18 protein-coding genes are annotated in these 19425 nt (G+C 61.9%); 7 read left to right on the top strand and 11 right to left on the bottom strand.

The genetic code is table 11. The features are described from left to right. Positions 1 to 177: 177 nt before the first annotated feature. A complete protein-coding gene (locus tag HX899_RS10705; protein ID WP_138386881.1) occupies positions 178 to 762 on the bottom strand; it encodes an NnrU family protein in 585 nt (194 codons plus the stop codon). Between the two features lie 121 nt (positions 763 to 883). Here HX899_RS10705 and HX899_RS10700 point away from each other — a divergent pair, with 121 nt between their 5' ends. Further along, positions 884 to 1870, top strand: a complete 987-nt coding sequence (locus HX899_RS10700) for a polysaccharide deacetylase (protein WP_181292409.1) — start codon at positions 884 to 886, stop codon at positions 1868 to 1870. A 209-nt stretch (positions 1871 to 2079) separates the two neighbouring features. Here the strand turns inward: HX899_RS10700 and sbmA are convergent, their stop codons facing one another. Then, positions 2080 to 3345 carry a peptide antibiotic transporter SbmA gene (gene sbmA / locus HX899_RS10695; protein WP_181292408.1) on the bottom strand — a complete coding sequence of 422 codons (1266 nt, stop codon included), beginning with the start codon at positions 3343 to 3345 and terminating at the stop codon, positions 2080 to 2082. A gap of 123 nt (positions 3346 to 3468) precedes the next feature. After that, on the bottom strand, positions 3469 to 4653 hold the full coding sequence (locus HX899_RS10690; RefSeq protein ID WP_181292407.1) for a YbfB/YjiJ family MFS transporter: 1185 nt from the start codon (positions 4651 to 4653) through the stop codon (positions 3469 to 3471). Positions 4654 to 4819: 166 nt separating this feature from the next. Here HX899_RS10690 and HX899_RS10685 point away from each other — a divergent pair, with 166 nt between their 5' ends. Continuing rightward, the gene (locus HX899_RS10685) at positions 4820 to 5395 is read left to right on the top strand and encodes a PadR family transcriptional regulator (protein WP_138386877.1); all 576 of its coding nucleotides are present in this window, start codon (positions 4820 to 4822) and stop codon (positions 5393 to 5395) included. A 266-nt stretch (positions 5396 to 5661) separates the two neighbouring features. Here HX899_RS10685 and map read toward each other — a convergent pair whose 3' ends face one another. The 6 genes from map to glpK all read right to left on the bottom strand — a co-directional run bounded on the left by map (position 5662) and on the right by glpK (position 11749). Further along, a complete protein-coding gene (map, locus tag HX899_RS10680) occupies positions 5662 to 6420 on the bottom strand; it encodes a type I methionyl aminopeptidase (RefSeq protein WP_181292406.1) in 759 nt (252 codons plus the stop codon). Between the two features lie 146 nt (positions 6421 to 6566). Then, entirely contained in the window at positions 6567 to 7628 is a 1062-nt protein-coding gene (locus HX899_RS10675; RefSeq protein WP_181292579.1) for an LLM class flavin-dependent oxidoreductase, read from the bottom strand. Between the two features lie 254 nt (positions 7629 to 7882). Further along, entirely contained in the window at positions 7883 to 8350 is a 468-nt protein-coding gene (locus tag HX899_RS10670) for an SRPBCC family protein (protein ID WP_138330325.1), read from the bottom strand. 100 nt (positions 8351 to 8450) lie between these two features. Next, the gene (locus HX899_RS10665) at positions 8451 to 9710 is read right to left on the bottom strand and encodes an RNA polymerase sigma factor (RefSeq protein WP_181292405.1); all 1260 of its coding nucleotides are present in this window, start codon (positions 9708 to 9710) and stop codon (positions 8451 to 8453) included. After that, positions 9707 to 10081, bottom strand: coding sequence for a YciI family protein (locus tag HX899_RS10660; RefSeq protein ID WP_003561490.1), 375 nt, complete (start codon positions 10079 to 10081; stop codon positions 9707 to 9709). Before HX899_RS10660 ends, HX899_RS10665 begins: the two co-directional genes overlap by 4 nt. 174 nt (positions 10082 to 10255) lie before the next feature. Beyond that, a complete protein-coding gene (gene glpK / locus HX899_RS10655; RefSeq protein WP_181292404.1) occupies positions 10256 to 11749 on the bottom strand; it encodes a glycerol kinase GlpK in 1494 nt (497 codons plus the stop codon). A 156-nt stretch (positions 11750 to 11905) separates the two neighbouring features. On the opposite strand from glpK, the gene HX899_RS10650 reads away from it, so the two are divergent. The 4 genes from HX899_RS10650 (at position 11906) to xdhC (ending at position 17806) form a co-directional block, all read left to right on the top strand. Then, the gene (locus tag HX899_RS10650; protein ID WP_181292403.1) at positions 11906 to 12682 is read left to right on the top strand and encodes a 3-hydroxybutyrate dehydrogenase; all 777 of its coding nucleotides are present in this window, start codon (positions 11906 to 11908) and stop codon (positions 12680 to 12682) included. 27 nt (positions 12683 to 12709) lie between these two features. After that, positions 12710 to 14176 carry a xanthine dehydrogenase small subunit gene (gene xdhA, locus HX899_RS10645; RefSeq protein WP_181292402.1) on the top strand — a complete coding sequence of 489 codons (1467 nt, stop codon included), beginning with the start codon at positions 12710 to 12712 and terminating at the stop codon, positions 14174 to 14176. A 181-nt stretch (positions 14177 to 14357) separates the two neighbouring features. After that, a complete protein-coding gene (xdhB, locus tag HX899_RS10640) occupies positions 14358 to 16697 on the top strand; it encodes a xanthine dehydrogenase molybdopterin binding subunit (protein WP_181292401.1) in 2340 nt (779 codons plus the stop codon). Between the two features lie 293 nt (positions 16698 to 16990). After that, complete coding sequence (xdhC, locus tag HX899_RS10635) at positions 16991 to 17806, top strand: xanthine dehydrogenase accessory protein XdhC (protein WP_181292400.1); 816 nt, start codon at positions 16991 to 16993, stop codon at positions 17804 to 17806. On the opposite strand, the gene HX899_RS10630 is transcribed toward xdhC, so the two are convergent. Then, entirely contained in the window at positions 17782 to 17973 is a 192-nt protein-coding gene (locus HX899_RS10630) for a hypothetical protein (protein WP_181292399.1), read from the bottom strand. The genes xdhC and HX899_RS10630 overlap by 25 nt on opposite strands. A gap of 101 nt (positions 17974 to 18074) precedes the next feature. Between HX899_RS10630 and gcvA the strand changes: the two genes are divergently transcribed. Continuing rightward, positions 18075 to 18971 (top strand): transcriptional regulator GcvA, encoded by an 897-nt coding sequence (gene gcvA, locus HX899_RS10625; RefSeq protein WP_011653043.1) that lies wholly within the window; start codon positions 18075 to 18077, stop codon positions 18969 to 18971. Between the two features lie 88 nt (positions 18972 to 19059). Here the strand turns inward: gcvA and HX899_RS10620 are convergent, their stop codons facing one another. Next, the gene (locus HX899_RS10620; RefSeq protein WP_138330318.1) at positions 19060 to 19392 is read right to left on the bottom strand and encodes a hypothetical protein; all 333 of its coding nucleotides are present in this window, start codon (positions 19390 to 19392) and stop codon (positions 19060 to 19062) included. Positions 19393 to 19425: the final 33 nt, after the last annotated feature.

Genomic DNA, 19425 nt, shown 5'->3' with positions numbered 1-19425 from the left:
CACCATGCAAAACGCATATTGTCGGGCCTTCTACTCCATTTTGCCGCCGTTGTAAGGGGGATGTGAAAGATTAGAGCGCCGCACGTCCGACAGGACGCGCTAAGGACGCTCTAAGACTTTGAATCCGCGCATAATCCTTTCCAAAAATCGGAATCGATTTTTGGGGTTATGCGTAGGTCAGATGACGAGCGGCGAAACCCCGATCAACCATTCGTGCAGCTTCCAGATGATCAGCGCCCAGACGACGATGCCGATGACGATCGCATAGAGGTCGTATTTGGCCGAGACGAACGGTCGGAGCGTGATTTCGCCTGACCGCTGCCGCCGTTTCAAGGAAATGCGCAGGATGACGCCCCAGGCGAGAAAGGCGGTAAACAGCAGAACCGACGACGTCTCGCCATTGGCGAGCAGGTGCGCCAGCGCCCAGATCTTCACCGACAGCACCATCGGATGTTTGGTCTTGGTCGCGATATGCCCCGCCGGCAGCAGCGAGGCGACGAGACAGATCATCGCGATCAGCATCAGCGTGATTGCTATATGCGCCATCCAGACCGGTGGATTGTAGAGCATTCCGGTCACCTGCCGCGCCTGCCCGAAGCCGTAGATCAACAGGATCAGCGTGGCGATGCTGGCAATGGAATAGGCCGCCCGCCAGCCCTTCTCGCCGAGGCTTGCGATCATCGAACGGCGAAAGTCCGGCACCAGCACCCGCACCAGATGCACCCCGAGGAAAAGTATGATGCCGACGATAAGCAATGTCATTGCGGATCCCTTCCGTGCCGTTTGTCATGGCTTACCGGCTGGCGCGAGAAAATGCCAGCGCGACCGCAGCTTCGCCGCAATTCTGTCGGAGGGAAACCGCGAACAAATTGTCGCGGTGCCCATGTCTCGTTCCCTCCTCTCCGCCTGCCTTTCTGTTTCGCTCCTCGTTCCGGCAATTGCCCAGGCGGTCGACCGGCCGAAACAGCTCGTCATCATTTCCTTCGATGGGGCCCACGACAACGCGCTGTGGCTGAAGAGCCGCGAGATGGCGGCGAAAAACGGCGCCCATTTCACCTATTTCCTTTCCTGCACTTTCCTGATGAACGAGGCGGCGAAGAAGGCCTACCAGGCGCCGCACCAGAAACGCGGAAAATCCAATGTCGGCTTCGCCCAGAGCGACGACGAGATCCGCGAGCGCCTCGGCAATATCTGGCACGCCCATCTCGAAGGACATGACATATCGAGCCATGCCTGTGGCCATTTCGACGGCCGCCTCTGGAGCGAGGCCGACTGGTCGGCCGAATACGCCACCTTCCACGCGACGCTTGAGAATGCCTGGAAGAGCGTCGGCCTGCAGGAGCCGGCCGGCTGGCAGGATCTGGTCGATCACGGCATCAAGGGCTTTCGCGCCCCCTATCTCTCGGCAACTGCGGGCGCCGACATGATCGCCGCCGAAAAGAAGGCGGGCTTCAGCTATGATGCGAGCCTCGTCACCAAGGGCCCGGCCATGCCTGTCGAGGAAGACGGCATCATCCGCTTCGGCCTGCCGCTGATCCCGGAAGGCCCGAACGACAAGCCGATCATCGGCATGGATTACAATCTCTTCGTCCGCCATTCCAAGGGTGAGGAGGATACGGCCGATTCCGCGGAATTCGAGGACCGCGCCTATGCCGCCTTCAAGGAGGCTTTCGACAAGCAATATGCCGGCGCCCGCATCCCACTACAGCTCGGCTTCCACTTTGTCGAAATGAACGGCGGCGCCTACTGGCGTGCGCTCGACAGGCTGGTCAGCGACGTCTGCCACCGAAAGGATGTGGCCTGCGTCAGCTATTCGGAAGCGATCCCGATGATCGAGGCGCGCGGGAAGCTGCAGACGTCAGGTCTCTGAAGAGTCAATTATCTGGACGAACCGACGTGCCGTGCGGCCCCTCATCCGCCTGCCGGCACCTTCTCCCCGCTGGGGGAGAAGAGATTCGTTGCAACGCTGCGATTCCCCCTTCTACCCGGCGGGGAAAAGGTGCCCGATAGGGCGGATGAGGGGGGGGCCCAAGCGCGAACTTTCCGATTGCTCGCAGAATATCCCCTACCCCTCAGCCATCAACCGTCGGCATGAACGACGCCCGCGTCACGCTCCAGGTAGCGCTGGTCAATCTCCGGCAACGGCTCGTCGTCGATTGCCGCCTCGAAGGCCTTGAGGCGTTTGTGGATCGAGAGCAGTTCAATGATCGTCGTCCAGGAGTTGACGAGATACTGGAACGAATTGCTGACCTGTCCGAAGGCGGTCGAGATCTGCTGGAAGATACCGTAAGTGATGGTGCCCGCCACGATCGTCGGCACCAGCATGAAAACCACGAAGAGCGCGTCGGCCTGGATATAGAAATAACGGGCGACATTGAAATACATGTAGTGGAAATACATGCGGTAATAGTTGCGGCGAACATTGCCGAAGAGCTCCCTGACTGTCAGCGGCTCAGCCCGTTCCGCATGGTCCTCGCCATAGACCAGCTCCTTGCGATACGCCGCTTCGACGCGCTGGTTGCGAAAATTCAGCCCCGGCAGCTTGACGCCGGCGACCGCCAGCAGAAGCGTCCCGAACGCCGACCAGAACAGCGCCAGCCAGAACAGCGAATTCGCCACCGGCCCGATGAACGGCAGTTCGGTCACGTAATGCGACAGCGCCAGAAGGATCGGAAGGAATACCACGAGCGTCATCACCGAGTTGATGAGGCTGATACCAAGACCTTCGAGCGTGCTCGAAAAGCGCATCGTATCCTCCTGAACGCGCTGGGAGGCACCTTCGATGTGACGAAGCTTTTCCCACTTCGACATGTAGAAATTGTTCATCGCCGTTCGCCAGCGGAAGATGTAATGGCTGGTGAAGAAGTCGGTCATGATCGATACAAACATGCTGAGGAATGCGATCTGGCAGAAGACCCACATCAGGCTGTAGAAATTGTCGACGGAGATGCCTGGCTGTTTCGACAATGCGTTCTGCAGAAGGTCACCAAACGGCCGGCGCCAGTTGTTGATCACAACGCTGATCTGGACGCCGAAATAGGTCACGAAGATGATCAGTGCCGAACCCCAGATCGACCAAATCTTCCAAGGGTGGTTCAGCGCCTTCAGATGCCATGCACCGCAGAAGATTACTGCCGATAGAAGGAAATAGCCGTAGAACCAGACATTTTCGGGCAGCAGGAAGAACGAAAGGTCGATCGGCTGCTGCTCTTCTGGAACCGACGCATAGCCGAGCGATGCACCAAGGCTGGCGGCGAAGAGATACCAGCCGGCAATGGAAATCAGGGTCCAAACGACGAGCGAAGTAAAGAACGCCTTTGGCTGCGGAAAGAAGGAATGAAACACGGGGAGCTTTGCTTTCCTGAACTGTGAGTCTCGAAAGTGTCGTGACACTGATTGTGCCGGAAACTAAGGCAGTTCGAAGGAAGCAGCAATGGGTTCAGCCGATTGTTACGGAGATGTAACCGGTTAGGCGATTTTCTTGATCACCGGCATTACCAGCGCTGCGCAGGCGACAAGTGCCACGGCGGCGATCATCGTGGGCAGGGTGAAGCTGCCTGTGCGCTCGGCGATCCAGCCGGCAACGACAGGCCCGACGATCTGGCCGACACCAAAGGCGGCCGTCATCATCGCCAGGATCCGCCGCGGGCTCTCAGGCGAAAGCTTGCGGCCGATCTGCAGCCCGTAGGCGGTGATTGCCAGGAAGGTCGCCCCGAACAGCGCGCCGCCGATCAGCGGTGCAACGGAAGGCGGCAGCGCCACGGTCGCAAGCACGCCGGCGGCCTCGACCAGAAGGGCTGCGACATAGACGCCGCCCAGCCCGAGCGGCTTGACCAGCGGCTTCCAGGCAAACAGCGCCACCGCAGCCGTCAGGCCGGCGATGAACCAGCAGAGGAATTCGACGAAGGGCCCGGTTGCAGAAAGGCGCGCGATGGTGACGAGGAAGGTCGCGGTGATGACATAGCCGAAGCCGAACAGGCCGTAGGACAAAGTCAGCAACACCATCGGCCGGTTCCAGATGAGCGCCGGCTCCTTGCCCGACTGCGCCGATTGCGCCGGCGCCGACGGCAGCAGCAGGAAAACGACGACGAGGCTTGCCGCGCAATAAAGCGCCCCGCCGATCCAGTCGGCGCGCCAGCCGCCCGGCCCGTCGTGAAAGCCGAGGCCGATCAGAAACACCATGACCGAGGACAGGGCGATGCCCACCCCTGGCCCGCCGAAATGTGCCGCCTGCACATGATCGTTGCCGGCAGCAGCCCCGTGGCTGAGCACGATCGACGATGTGAAGACCATCGCAAAGGCGCTGGCGACACCAGCCAGGAAACGAATGATGGCAAAGACGGCGACGGAATCGGTGGCGGCCATGGCGGCAAGCAGGATGGCGGTTGCTAGCAGCGACAACAGCGCCACCAGCCGCTCCCGCCCCGCCGCCCAGCCATAGGCTGCAAGCACGGCGCCGACGAGATAACCGACGAAATTGGCCGACGCGATGAAGCCTGCATCCGCTGTCGAAAGTGGCACGCCGCTGATCATCCCCGGCAGGATCGGCGTGTAGGAGAAGCGCCCGAAGCCCATGGCGGCGGCCATGGCAACGGCACCGGCAGCGGCGGTGGAGACAAGGTTCGGCGGGGAGTTTCGGGTGCTGACGAGCATGCCGCGTTTATCACGCCGCAGCACCGGCATCACAATCAAGTAATTCTGATCGATCGATCAATTTCCCGAAACATCAAAAATTCTCTGTCGCGCTTGAAAGCTACTATCGTACGATATATGTTTTACGACATAGCTAACGATACGTCTAACGATGAAAGGAAGAACCATGAGAGGTTTTAAAGGCGGCATGTTCGGCGGCGATTTCCGCATGGGCCGCAAATTCGCGGCGGGCGACCTGCAGCTGGTCATCCTGGCGCTGCTCGCTGAGCAGCCGCGCCACGGCTACGAATTGATAAAGATATTGGAGGAGCGCTCCGGCGGCTTCTATGTGCCGAGCCCGGGCGTCATCTATCCCGCGCTGACCTATCTCGAGGAAACCGGCCTCGCCGAGGTGGAGGCCGAGGGCGCCAAGAAGCTCTACCGCATCACCGAGACCGGCCGCAGCCGTGTCGAGGAAAATCGCGCCATGATCCTGCAGACCTTCGCCAAGCTGGAACGCATCGGCGAGAAGATGGCCCATGTGAAGCGTGTCTTCGAAACCGACCAGCGTGGCGGCGACGAGGGCGATGACGGCGACTTCATGCAGGACGGCGGCGATATCCGCGCCGCCCGTATGCTGCTGCGATCGGCCCTGCGGATGCGCTATCCCTGGTCTAAACCCGAAGCCGCCCGCATCGCCACCATCCTCGAACGCGCCGCCACCGAAATCCTGCAGGGCGGCAGGCCGGGAACGCGGGGTTAAAAAGGAAGGCTGGCCACCAAAGCTCGGTGAGTTGACGTGTGCGCTAACCTCTCCTCCCTCATTCCTGTGCTCGTCACAGGAATCCAGTGCGCCCAAGTCCTTGGGCGCGGGAAACTCTCTTCAACTCCCATATGGAGTCATTCACCGCGCAGACGCGCGTTGGCTGGATTCCTGTGACGAGCACAGGAATGAGGGAGGAGAAGTGGGCGCGCGTCACAAGACGTCCTGGAGATGCCAACCTCGAAGGGCGAGGCACCCCTAACGCCCTACCCTCGCTCATCCGGCAAGGTCAGAACCACCGGCCCGTTGCGCGTCGCCACCACCGTGTGTTCGTATTGCACGGTCGGCGCCTTCGGATCGGCATAGAGCGTCCAGGCATCGTCGCCGCCTTCGGCCCATGTCGCGCCGAGTGAGAGAAACGGCTCGACGGTGAAGACGAGACCTTCCGTCATCATCCGTTTTTCCGAAGGGTCCGGCCACGTCGAGAGCTCGGCCGGCTCCTCATGTAGGGAGCGGCCGACGCCGTGGCTCGCCAGATTGGCGACCAGCGTATAGCGGTTCTTCTGCGCGAAGGCGCCGACGGCTGTGCCGATCTTCGCCAGCGGCTCGCCCGATTTGACCTGGTTGAGCCCGATCCAAAGCGCCCGCTTGCCGTCGCGGCAGAGCCGCTCGATCTTCGGCTTGACCGGCGGCATCGTGAAAGAGGCGCCGGTATCGGCGAAGAAGCCATCCTTTTCCGCCGAGACGTCGATATTGATGAGATCGCCGGCGCGGATGACGCGCGGGCCGGGAATACCGTGGGCGATTTCCTCATTGATGCTGATGCAGGTGGCGCCGGGAAACTGGTAGCAGAACTCCGGCGCCGAGCGCGCGCCCGAATCCTCGAGCACTTTGCGGCCGATCTGGTCGAGTTCCAGCGTCGTCATGCCGGGTTCCATCGCCGTCGCCATCACCTGTATGGCGTTGGCGCAGATGCGGCCGATCTCCTTGAGCTTTACCAGTTCGTCGTCGTTTGCGATAACCATTCGTCTGTTCCGGCCTTGCGCAGGACGGCCGCGGCCGCCTCAGAGCGCCGCGCGTTCGACAGGACGCGCGAAGTACGCTCATCACGTTGAAGTGGCGCACAATCTTTTTTCGAAAATCGATTCCGATGTTCGACGTTATGCGCTCGTCAGGCCGTGGCTTTCGCCTCTTCGCTGCTATCAGTCAACGCCTTTCTGACGATCGGCGCGACTTTCGTTCCGTAAAGCTCGATGCCACGCATGATCTCGGCATGCGGCATCAGGCCGATCGCCATCTGCAGCAGGAAGCGGTCGTTCTTGAAGAGCGCATGATGGGCGATGATCTTTTCGGCGACCACTTCGGGATCACCGATGAAGAGCGCACCGTTCGGCCCGCGCGACATGTCGAAATGCGCTCGGTTCGTCGGTCCCCAGCCGCGCTCGCGGCCGATGCGGTTCATCACCTCGGCCTGCGGACCGTAAAACTGGTCGGCGGCGGTGGCCGTCGTATCGGCGATGAAACCGTGGACATTGATGCTGGTCTTCAGCTTCGACTGATCCTGCCCCGCCCGGCGCGCGGCCTCGCGGTAGAGATCGAAGAGCGGCGCAAAACGGCGCGGCTCGCCGCCGATGATCGCCAGCGCCACCGGCAGGCCCAGCGCGCCAGCGCGCGCCACCGACTGCGGCGTACCGCCGACCGCGACCCAGAGCGGCAACGTATCCTGCAGCGGCCTGGGATAGACGCCGCGCCCGTTGATCGGCGCGCGAAGTTCACCCTTCCACTCCACAACCTCGCTGTCGCGCAGCGCCAGCAGCAGATCGAGCTTCTCCTCGAAAAGCTGGTCGTAATCTTCAAGATTGTAGCCGAACAGCGGGAAGGACTCGATGAAGGAACCACGCCCCGCCATGATTTCGGCCCGGCCGTTGGAGATCAGATCGAGCGTCGAAAACTGCTGGAAAACGCGCACCGGATCATCGGAGGAGAGCACGGTGACCGCACTGGTCAGCCGGATATTCCTGGTCTTGACGGCAGCCGCCGCCAGCACGACCGCCGGAGCAGACGCTGCATAGTCCGGCCGGTGATGCTCGCCGAGCCCGAAGACGTCGAGCCCCACCTGGTCGGCAAGCTCGATTTCCTCGATAAGATGCTTCAGCCGCTCCGCCCCTTCCGCGCCCTTGCTGCGGGAGGGGTTGGGATTGACGTCGGCGAATGTGTAAAGCCCCAGTTCCATCATCGGCATCCTGTTGAATTCTCGGCTGAGATAAGGATGCCGGGGATAGAGCGCAAATACAAATTCTGGAACGGAATGTTCGAGAATTTCGATGGGCGGCATGATGTCTTTGGGAATCTGGAAGATCGATCGGCGACCAATTCGAATCTGAATTCAACGACTTCGAAGCGCCGGCGGAATCATCTTTCGAACGGTCTTAGACGATGCTTCAACTGCCAGGACAACGCGGTCTCGCCGCGCCGCCTCGCCCCCGCTCACATCTTCGCCAGCAACTCCGCCAGCTGGTCCGCTGCCTTGCCCCATCCTTCGTGGAAGCCCATCTTCTCGTGCGCCTCCTTGTCCTCGGCGCGCCAGTGCAGCGCCTTGGCCGTATATTTCGTCCGGCCGTTGCCGAGATCTTCGAGCAGGATGACGCCCGTGAAGAAAGGTTTCTCGGAAGGCACCCAGGCGCTTGTATAGGCATCGGTGAAGACGATCTTTTCGTTCTCGACAATCTCGAGATAGACGCCGTGGTTCGGGTATTGATTGCCCTCGGGGTCATGCATGACGACGACACTGGAACCGCCGGGGCAGACGTCGAGCGTTGCTTCCGCCACCCCCCAGGGACGCGGCACGAACCACTGCTTCAGCAGGTCGGGATCGGTCCATGCTTTGTAGATCTTCTCGCGCGGCGCGTCGAATTCGCGAACGAGGACGAGTTCATGCTGCGTGCTGGCGGTCATGTCGACATCTCTCCATGTGAATGAAACCTGTTTCCTGTCAGGTTGTTACAAGGACGTGTCGAAGTTCGCCGTTCCGACAGCCCGCCGGCTTTTTCGCATTTTATTTTGCGATCGGCTGCGGGGTCTCTTCCTGCATCTTGTCGATCTGCCGGCGGATATGGGCGGCCTCAGCCGCCGAATGCGCCAGTGCAATGGCGCGGTCGAAGGCTTCTCGGGCTTGGCTGGTCAGACCAAGCTGCTTCAGCAGCCCGCCCCGCAGGCCATGATAGTAAAAGTAGCCGCCGAGTTTTTCGCCAAGCGGATCGATGAGGTCGAGCGCATCCTGCGCACCCTGGAGCTTGGAGACTACCACCGCCCGGTTGAGCGTTATCACCGGCGATGGCTGGAGACGCTCCAGCGCGCGATAGAGCAGATCGATCTCCACCCAGTCGGTATCCTCGGCGCGTTTTGCGCGGGAATGAACAGCGGCGATGGCTGCCTGAATCTGATAAGGAGCGGGCTTGCGGTGGCGCAGCGCCTTGTCGAGCAGCGCCAAAGCCTCGTTGATGAACGGCCGGTTCCAGAGCGACCGGTCCTGATCTTCGAGCAGCACGATCTCGTCTCCGGCATCGAAGCGCGCCGGCCGGCGCGAGATCTGCAGGAGCATGAGCGCAAGCAGCCCCATCAGCTCCGGTTCGGATGGGAAGATATGCAGCATCAAGCGCGCCAGCCGGATCGCTTCGTCGCTGAAGGCAGCCGCCTCATGCCTGGGATCGGCCTGGCTGTAGCCCTCATTGAAGATCAGGTAGATCATCGTGCTGACGATCGAGAGCCGTTCGGCTCTTTCCTGCGGACTCGGCGTTTCGAAAGGCACCCCAGCCTTGGCGACGCGCGCCTTGGCCCGGGTGATGCGCTGTTCCATGGCGCTTTCGGAAACCAGGAAGGCACGCGCGATCTGCTGCACCGAAAGGCCGGAGACGATGCGCAGCGCCAGCGCGATCTGCTGGGTTGCCGGCAGATCGGGATGGCAGCAGATGAACAGCAGCCGCAGAATATCGTCGCGATAATTGGAATCGTCCAGCCGCTCGGCGATATCGCTTTCGGCATCCTCGGTATCGGAGATGACGTCTTCATCAGGCAGAGCCTGGATCTTCGCCCGTTTGCGCACCGCATCGATGCCGCTGTTGCGGCCGACGAAGATGAGCCAGGCTGTGGGATCACGCGGTGGCCCTTTCTCCGGCCATGTCCGGATCGCCCTCAGACACGCTTCCTGAAACGCCTCTTCCGCGGTATCGAGATTGCGGAAATAGCGCAGCAGCGCGCCGAGCGCCTTCGGACGGGCCGATGCAAGCGCGAGGTCGATCCAGGCAATGTCTGTCATGATGAAGCATCTCCGGGCCTGAAGACGTAGAAAGGCCGAATTTCGTAAGAAGTGGAACCTGGATTGACGGATGAAAGCTGCTTCGAGAAGGCGATCGCCTCGTCGAGCGTTTCAAAGTCGACGACGTAGAAGCCGAGAAGCGCCTCCTTCGTTTCCGCAAAAGGCCCGTCAATGACCAAGGGCTCGTCCTTGCCCTTGCGCACCGTGGTCGCAGCCGTCGTCGGCATCAGCCGGCCGACGGGGCCGAGTTTGCCGGATGCAGCAAGCGGCTCCTGCACGGCGTAGAGTTTCTCCATGACGGCAGCTTCTTCCTCCTTGGTCCAGGCGAAGACGGTTTCCTCATGGGCGTAACAAAGGATTGCATAAAGCATCGCTCACTCCTCTTCTTGAATGACGAAGGAGTAACCGCTTACCCGACAGGCCGCATCAAAAAATTATTGATGGGAAATTCGTGATCTTCTCGAGCACGGCAACGCCGTGGTTGCAGAAATAGCCGAGTACCTCGCAGAAACGAGCGGAGTTATATCGCGGCTCCATCCGTCCCCTTACCCCTCGCTCAGCGTCCGCTTGACCGCATTCTTCCAACCCTTGAGCTTTGCCGCCCGCACCTTCTCGTCCATCTCGGGCTCAAACCGCCGATCGCGTTTCCACGTCGCCGAAAAACCGTCCCGGTCCGGCCACACCCCTGCCCGGCTGCCGGCGAGCCAGGCGGCTCCCAGCGCCGTCGTCTCGAGAATGACCGGGCGGTCGACCGGGGCATCGAGCAGGTCGGCGAGGCGCTGCATCGTCCAATTAGAGGCGACCATGCCGCCGTCGACACGCAGCACCGTGTCGTCGGCGCCGTTCTTCCAGTCCTTCTGCATGGCATCGAGCAGGTCGCGGGTCTGGTAGCAGACGGCCTCCAGCGCCGCCCGGGAGAGTTCGGCGGGACCGCTGTTACGCGTCAACCCGAAGATCGCGCCGCGCGCCTTGGCATCCCAGTGCGGCGCGCCGAGGCCGGTGAAGGCGGGCACGAGATAGACCTCCTGGGTCGGATCGGCGCTTTCGGCAAGGGCGTTGGTCTCCGCCGCGCTGCCGATGATCCCGAGCCCGTCCCGCAGCCATTGCACGGCGGCGCCGGCGATGAAGATCGAACCTTCCAGCGCATAGGTCGTCTCGCCGTTCAGTCGGTAGGCGATGGTGGTCAACAGCCGGTTTTTGGACCGCACCAAATCGGCGCCGGTATTGAGCAGCGCGAAACAGCCGGTGCCGTAGGTTGATTTCATCATGCCCGGCGCAAAACACGCCTGACCAATGGTCGCTGCCTGCTGGTCGCCGGCAACGCCGAGGATGGGGATGGCAGCACCGAAGATATCTGAATCGACAGTGCCGAATTCGGCGGCGCAATCCTTGACCTCGGGCAGCATGGCTGCGGGCACGCGGAGAATATCGAGCAGGTCTTCGTCCCAAGCATTCTCGGCGATGTTGTACATCAGAGTGCGCGAGGCGTTGGTGGCGTCGGTGACAAAGCTTTTGCCACCCGTCAGCCGCCAGATCAGGAACGTATCGATCGTGCCGAAGCAGAGATCGCCCCTGGCGGCGCGCGCCCGCGCGCCCTTCACGTTAGCCAGCATCCAGGAGAGCTTGGTGCCGGAAAAATAAGGATCGAGGATGAGGCCGGTCTTCTTCGTGAACAGCCGCTCAAGATCCTGCCTTTTCAGATTGTCGCAATAGCTTGCCGTGCGCCGGTCCTGCCAGACGATGGCATTCTGGATCGGACGGCCCGTCTCGCGCTCCCAGACGACAACGGTCTCACGCTGGTTGGTGATGCCGAGTGCGGCAAGATCCCTAGCCTCGATCCCGGCGTCGCGAAGCGCCATGTGGACGGTGGAGACGACCGAATCCCAGATTTCCTCGGGATCGTGCTCGACCCAGCCGGAGCGCGGATAGATCTGGGTAAATTCTTTCTGGCCCTTGCCGGCGACATGCATGTCGCCATCGAAGACGATCGCCCGCGTCGACGTCGTTCCCTGATCGATCGCCAGAACATATCCGCTCATGAAAACCTCCCTCAGCATGTCAATTGTCGAAGCAAATCAATAGGACACGGATGCGGGCGAGAAAAGCGAATAAAGCGGAATTGCCAGCCCGCGGGCTTTGGGCATAACTTCGCAGCCAACGCTGCAACGCAGCATCGCGATTTCAGGGAGAACAGCATGAGCAGAACAGTCGTCGTCACCGGTTCCACCAGCGGCATCGGCCTTGCGATCGCCACTGCCTTCGCCGAAACGGGCGACAACATCGTCATCAACGGTTTCGGAAAGGCCGATGAAATCAAGGCGATCGTCGAACGGCTTGAATCATTGTCCAAAGGCCGGGCGCTCTATCATCCGGCCGACATGACGAAGCCCGCCGAGATCGCCGACCTGATCGAAACGGCAGCCAAGACCTTCGGCGGCGTCGATGTCGTAGTCAACAATGCCGGCATCCAGCACGTCGAGAAGATCGAGGATTTCCCGATCGAGAAATGGGACCAGATCATCGCGATCAATCTGTCGAGTTCATTTCATACCATGCGCGCCGCGATCCCGCTGATGAAGGCGAAAAAACACGGCCGCATCATCAACATCGCCTCCGCCCACGGGCTCGTCGCCTCCCCCTTCAAATCCGCCTATGTCGCGGCAAAACATGGTATATTAGGCCTGACGAAGACGGCGGCGCTGGAGCTTGCCGAATTCGGCGTAACCGTGAACGCCATCTGCCCCGGCTACGTGCTGACGCCGCTCGTCGAGAAGCAGATACCGGATACCGCCAAGGCCCGCGGCATGACCGAGGAACAGGTAAAGAGCGAGGTCATCCTCAAGGCGCAGCCGACGCATGAATTCGTCAAGGCCGAGGAAATCGGCGCGCTATCGCTCTACCTTGCCAGCGATGCGGCCCGGCAGGTGACCGGAACGCATATCTCGATTGACGGTGGCTGGACGGCGGCTTAACCATTTGGAAAAACAACCGGGAATATCATGAACGACAGCATCCGCTTCATCCTGAATGGCGAGGACATCACGCTCACTGATGTCAGGCCAACCGAGACGCTTCTCGATTTTCTGCGGTTGAAGCGACGCCTGACGGGCACCAAGGAGGGATGCGCGGAGGGCGATTGCGGCGCCTGCACCGTGCTCGTCGGCCGGCTGGCGGACGGCAAGCTCGCCTATGAATCCGTCAATGCCTGCATCCGTTTCATGGGCTCGCTGCACGCCACCCATGTGGTAACGGTCGAGCATCTGGCCGGCAGGGACGGCGCGCTGCATCCGGTGCAGCAGGCATTGGTCGATTGTCATGGCTCGCAATGCGGCTTCTGTACCCCGGGCTTCGTCATGTCACTTTATGGTCTCTGGCTCGCCAAGGAAAAGCCGAGCCGCCAGGAAATCGAAAAGGCGCTGCAAGGCAATCTCTGTCGCTGCACGGGCTATGAGCCGATCGTCAAGGCCGCCGAGCAGGTGAGCCTGATGCGGCCGAGCACGCTCTTCGACCCGCTGGAACGGACGCGCTCTGAAATCGTTGCGCGGCTTTGGGCAATGCAGGCGAGCGGCACGATCAGGATTGCCAATGGCGAAGACCGGCTGATCGTGCCGGCTTCGATGCAGGCACTGGCCGAAGTCCTCTCGCAGGAACCCGACGCAATTATCGTCGCCGGCGCGACCGATGTCGGCCTCTGGGTGACGAAGCAGCTGCGCAGGCTAAGCCCGGTCGTCTTCATCAGCCACCTCAGCGAATTGCAGTCGGTCACGGAAGGCGAGGACGGCGTTACCATCGGCGCCGGCGTCAGCTACACCAAGGCCTTCGAGGCGATCTCCACGAAAATCCCGGCGATCGGGCGGCTGATCGATCGCATCGGTGGCGAGCAGGTGCGCAACATGGGCACGATTGGCGGCAACATCGCCAACGGCTCGCCGATCGGCGACAGCCCGCCACCGCTGATCGCGCTCGGCGCGACACTGACGCTGCGGTCCCTGCAAGGCCAGCGCAGAATGCCGCTCGAGGATTTCTTCATCGCCTATGGCAAGCAGGACCGAAAGCCCGGCGAATTCGTCGAGAGCGTCTTCCTCCCCTATCCGGCAGCAATGAGCCGCTTTGCCGCCTACAAGATCACTAAGCGCCGCGACGAGGACATCACTGCCGTGCTCGGCGCCTTCCTCCTGACGCTCGACGAGGCCGAAATCGTTACCGACATCCGCATCGCCTTCGGCGGCATGGCGGCAACGCCGAAACGCGCCCGCACGGTGGAGGCGGCGCTGATCGGCAAATCATGGACGGAAGCGACGATCGACGCAGTCCGCCCCGCATTCGACGCCGATTACCAGCCGCTGACCGACTGGCGCGCCACGGCGGAATACCGCCAGCTGACGGCGAAGAACCTGTTGACGCGGTTCTATCTGGAAACGGTGGGAGCGCCGGCGGAGCTGAAGCGGTTTGAGGAGGTGGCGTGATGAAGATGATACATGTCAGCGCAAAGCACCCCCCTCATCCGGCTGCCGCCACCTTCTCCCCGCTGGGGAGAAGGGACTGCCGCGCCGTCTCTTTTCCCCCTTCTCCCCTCGGGGAGAAGGTGCCCGAAGGGCGGATGAGGGGGCCGCACGGCACCACACGTTCTCGCGAAGGAGGTATCTAATGGACAAATCCACCTTCGAAGACCGCAAGGCCATCATCGCAGGCCCGATGCACGGCTCGCTGCGGCATGATTCAGCGCATAAGCATGTCACCGGAACCGCCGATTATATCGACGATATTCCCGAACCCGCAGGTCTGCTGCATGGCGCCCTCGGCCTCTCCGACCGGGCGCATGCCGAAATCCTCAGCATCGACCTTTCCGCGGTCGCCGCCTATCCCGGCGTCGTCTGGGTCTTCACCGGCAAGGACGTGCCCGGCGTCAACGACGTCAGCTCAAACGGGAGCCATGACGAGCCGCTGCTGGCTGAAACCTTGGTTCAGTTCCACGGCCAGCCGATCTTTGCCGTCATCGCCGAGACGCGTGATGCCGCCCGCTGCGCCGCGCTACTGGCAAAGATCGACTATCGCGACCTGCCGCATTGGAGCGATATCGACGGCGCCCTCGCCAATGGCAGCCCGCTCGTCATCACCCCGATGACGCTGCGGCGCGGCGAGCCGGACACGGAAATGACCAATGCTGCCATGCGTCTGAAAGGTCAGATGCGCATCGGCGGGCAGGAGCATTTCTACCTCGAAGGCCATATCGCCGTGGCGATCCCCGGCGAGGACGACGAGGTCACCGTCTGGTCCTCGACGCAGCACCCGAGCGAGATCCAGCACATCGTCGGCCACGTGCTCGACATTCCTTCGAACGCCGTGACCGTCAATGTGCGCCGCATGGGCGGCGGCTTCGGCGGCAAGGAGACGCAAGGCAATCAGTTCGCAGCCCTCGCCGCCATCGCCGCCAAAAAGCTCGGCTGCGCGATCAAATTCCGCCCTGATCGTGACGAGGATATGAGCGCCACCGGCAAGCGCCACGATTTCCTCGTCGATTACGAACTCGGCTTCGACGCCGAAGGCCGCATCCATGCGGTCGACGCCACCTATGCGGCGCGCTGCGGCTTCTCCTCCGACCTCTCTGGGCCGGTGACCGACCGTGCCCTCTTCCATGCCGATTCCAGCTATTTCTATCCGCATGTGCATCTGACCTCGAAGCCGTTGAAGACGCACACCGTCTCCAACACCGCCTTTCGCGGCTTCGGCGGGCCGCAGGGCATGCTCGGCGCCGAACGCTTCATCGAGGAGATCGCCTATGCCGTCGGCAAAGACCCGCTCGATGTCCGCAAGCTGAATTTCTACGGTCAGCCGGGTTCGGAGCGCATACTCACCCCCTACCATCAGGAGGTTGAGGACAACATCATCGCCCGCATCGTCGAGGAGCTGGAGGAAACGGCCGAATACCGGGCGCGGCGCAACGCCATCATCGCCTTCAACCGCGACAGCCGCTATATCAGAAAGGGCATCGCGCTGACGCCGGTGAAATTCGGCATCTCCTTCACCATGACCGCCTTCAACCAGGCCGGCGCCCTCGTCCACATCTACCAGGACGGCTCGATCCACCTGAACCATGGCGGCACCGAAATGGGCCAGGGCCTCTATACCAAGGTGGCGCAGGTGCTGGCCGACAGCTTCCAGGTCGATATCGATCGCGTCAAGATCACCGCGACGACGACGGCCAAGGTGCCGAACACCTCGGCCACCGCCGCCTCCTCCGGCTCGGACTTGAACGGCATGGCCGCCTATGACGCCGCCCGCCAGATCAAGGAACGGCTGGTCGCCTTTGCCGCCGAGAAATGGGATGTTGGGGCCGCCGACGTCGTCTTCCTGCCGAACCGCGTGCGCGTCGGCGAGATCGAGATCCCCTTCCCCGATTTCATCAAGCAGGCCTATTTCGCCCGCGTCCAGCTTTCTGCCGCCGGTTTCTACAAGACGCCGAAGATCCACTGGGACCGCAAGGCCGGCCGCGGCACGCCCTTCTATTATTTCGCCTACGGCGCCTCCTGCACCGAGGTTTCGATCGACACGCTGACGGGCGAATATCTGATCGACCGCACCGACATCCTCCACGATGTCGGCCGCTCGCTGAATCCGGCGATCGATATAGGCCAGGTCGAAGGCGCCTTCGTGCAGGGACTGGGCTGGCTGACGACGGAAGAACTCTGGTGGGACGACAAGGGCCGGCTGCGCACCCATGCCCCCTCGACCTACAAGATCCCGCTCGCTTCCGACCGTCCGAAGATCTTCAACGTGCGCCTTGCCGAATGGTCCGAGAACACTGAGGCCGCCATCGGCCGCTCCAAGGCCGTCGGCGAGCCACCCTTGATGCTGGCGATCTCGGTACTGGAAGCCTTGTCGATGGCGGTAGCAAGTGTGGCCAACTACAAGGTCTGCCCGAGGCTCGACGCCCCGGCGACGCCGGAACGGGTGCTGATGGCGGTCGAGCGGATGAAGCGGGTGTAAGAGATGGAAACGCGTCCGGCTCGTTTGTTGGTTGAGCAGGACGGGCAGAGAGCTTGGAGTGAGCGATACCCCCCTCTGTCCTGCCGGACATCTCCCCCACAAGGGGGGAGATCAGCAAGACGGTATGCTCTGCGCCTCGCTATCCTGCCGCTACATCACCAAAGTTCGGTTCTACGCTACGATTTCTCTGTTCCGGGAGGCCGCCGCCTCATACCGATCTCCCCCCTTGTGGGGGAGATGTCCGGCAGGACAGAGGGGGGTGACACACCTACCAACGCATCGACCATCCACCGATGACCGACATCCTCCCCTTCCTCACCGCCCACCCCGACAGCATCCTCGTCGACATCACCGGCACGCAGGGCTCGACCCCACGCGAGGCCGGCACCTTCATGCTGGTATCGCAAACCGCATTGTGGGGCACGATCGGCGGCGGCCAGTTCGAATTCATGGCGATCGCGAATGCGCGGGACATGTTGGCAGGAACCGGCGGGATGGCGGAGATGGATATCCCGCTCGGGCCCGACATCGGTCAGTGCTGCGGTGGGCGCACGCAATTGTGGTTTCGCCGGGTGACGCAGGCGGTTGCCGAAGAAATCGAGGCCAGGCTAACCAGTGAGATCGAGCGCCTGCCCGAGGTCTATCTCTTCGGCGCCGGCCATGTCGGCCGGGCGCTGGCAACAACCCTTGCGCCGCTGCCGCTTTCGGTGACGGTCGTCGAAACACGGCAGGAGGAACTCGCCAATTTGCCTCCCGAGACGAAGGCGCAGCTCGTGCCGATGCCCGAAGCGCTGGTGAAGGATATTCCGGCCGGCGGCGCGGTCGTCATCCTGACGCACGACCACGCGCTGGATTTCCTCATCGCCCGCGAAGCGCTGGAAAGAACGGATCTCGCCTATGCCGGCATGATCGGCTCGGCAACCAAGCGCGCCACCTTCGCCAGCTGGCTTTCCCGTGAAGGCGGCGGTGAGCGTGCCTGGCTCGAGCGGCTGACGCTGCCGATCGGCGGCGCGGCGGTCAGGGACAAGCGCCCTGAAGTGATCGCCGCCATGACCGCCGCCGAGATCCTGACGGCGCTTGGCGCCTACCGCATGCGCTCGTCTTCGTAATAGGGATCGCGCCCGTCGAGGAAACCGAGATCGCGCTTGACGCGATCGGGCGCCGTGTCGGGATCGAGGCTGGGCATGCGCCAGATCCGCGCCAGCCGGCCGCCGATGCGCCGGAAAATTCCGATGGTCGGCTGCGGCGGGCTCTGTTCGATAGCATAGCAATCCATGACATCACCTCGATAGTTTGATGGTATGAGTTGCAGTTTGCGGCCAAAAATGCTGCAATTCCAATCGAACAACCGTCTGCCTGCATCAAGAGAACTTATCCATGAAACTGTCCAAACAATTCCCGCTGAATGCGTTGCGCGTCTTCGAGGCCGCTGCCCGGCTCGGAAGTTTCACCAAGGCGGGCGATGAGCTCGGCATGACGCAGACCGCCGTCAGCTACCAGATCAAGCTGCTGGAGGAGAATGTCGGCGAGCCGCTCTTCCTGCGCCGTCCCCGCCAGATCGCACTGACAGACACCGGCGAGCGGCTGGCGCCGAAGGTGACCGAAGCTTTCGCTATGCTGCACGACGCGATGGCAACGGCCCGCGACAGCGTCGAAGGCACGCTCGCCATCAGTTCGACCCATACCTTCGCCTCGAAGTGGCTGGCGCCGCGCCTCGGCTCCTTCCACTTGAAGCATCCGGCCATCGCGGTGCGCTTTCAGGCGAGTTCGGATATCATCGACTTCGCCCGCGAGCAGATCGATGTCGGCATCCGCTGGGGCGACGGCAACTGGCCGGGGCTGGCGCTGCACCGGCTGATGGGACTGGAGTTTACGCCGATGCTGAGCCCGAAGCTGGCGGAGGCGGCAGGCGGCATCAGGGAGCCACGCGATCTCCTGAACTTCGACCTCTTCGACGCCGGCGACATCTGGTGGAAACAATGGTTCGAGGCAGCCGGCGTTACGGAGACGGATCTCGATCGGCGTCCGCGCAACCAGCTCGGCTCTCAGGCGGTGGAAGCCGATGCGGCGATCGCCGGCCATGGCGTCGCCATCCTTCATCCTGCCTTCTATGCGGCCGAGATCGCGCTCGGCCGGCTCTATCAACCCTTCGAACTGACCCGCAGCGACGGCAAAGCCTACTGGCTCGTCTACCCGGAAAACCGTCGCAACGTGCCCAAGATCAAGGCCTTCCGCAACTGGATCCTCGAAGAGATGAAGGCAGCCGGAAATTGATACATGTCACCTAAAAATGTGCAGCCAATTTCAGACAACGACATGCCGGACCCGGTTCGTGAGCCGGGTCCGGTCCGCTGGCTCGGCTTCAAAATCCCATTTCCGGCGCATAGAAGCAGCGCGGCGTGTCCTCGTTCGGGAACAGACAGAGATGATAGTCGTTGTCGCCGGATTGCATCGCCTTCGTCATCGGCAGCAGGAAGACATGAGCATGGGTGACCAGCCGGTGGTCGCCCGGCATCAGCGTCACACGATATCCGCCTGGCGTCACCGCCACGCTTTTCGAAGGGATCATTTGGCAATCGCCATTATGACTGTTGCCGTTGCAACAATAGGGGTCATAACTCCACCCCGAAGGTGCGTCGTGAGCCGTCGCCAACGACGCATACGCAATCATCACACACGTCAGAATGCTGCGCATGGGCATCTTCTCCGTCGATGAATGCGCCGCCGA

It is taken from the genome of Rhizobium sp. WYCCWR 11146, assembly GCF_013591995.1.
GTDB lineage: Bacteria > Pseudomonadota > Alphaproteobacteria > Rhizobiales > Rhizobiaceae > Rhizobium > Rhizobium indicum.
Note: the sequence above shows the minus strand (reverse complement) of the source record. Positions and strands in the feature narration are given on the sequence as shown.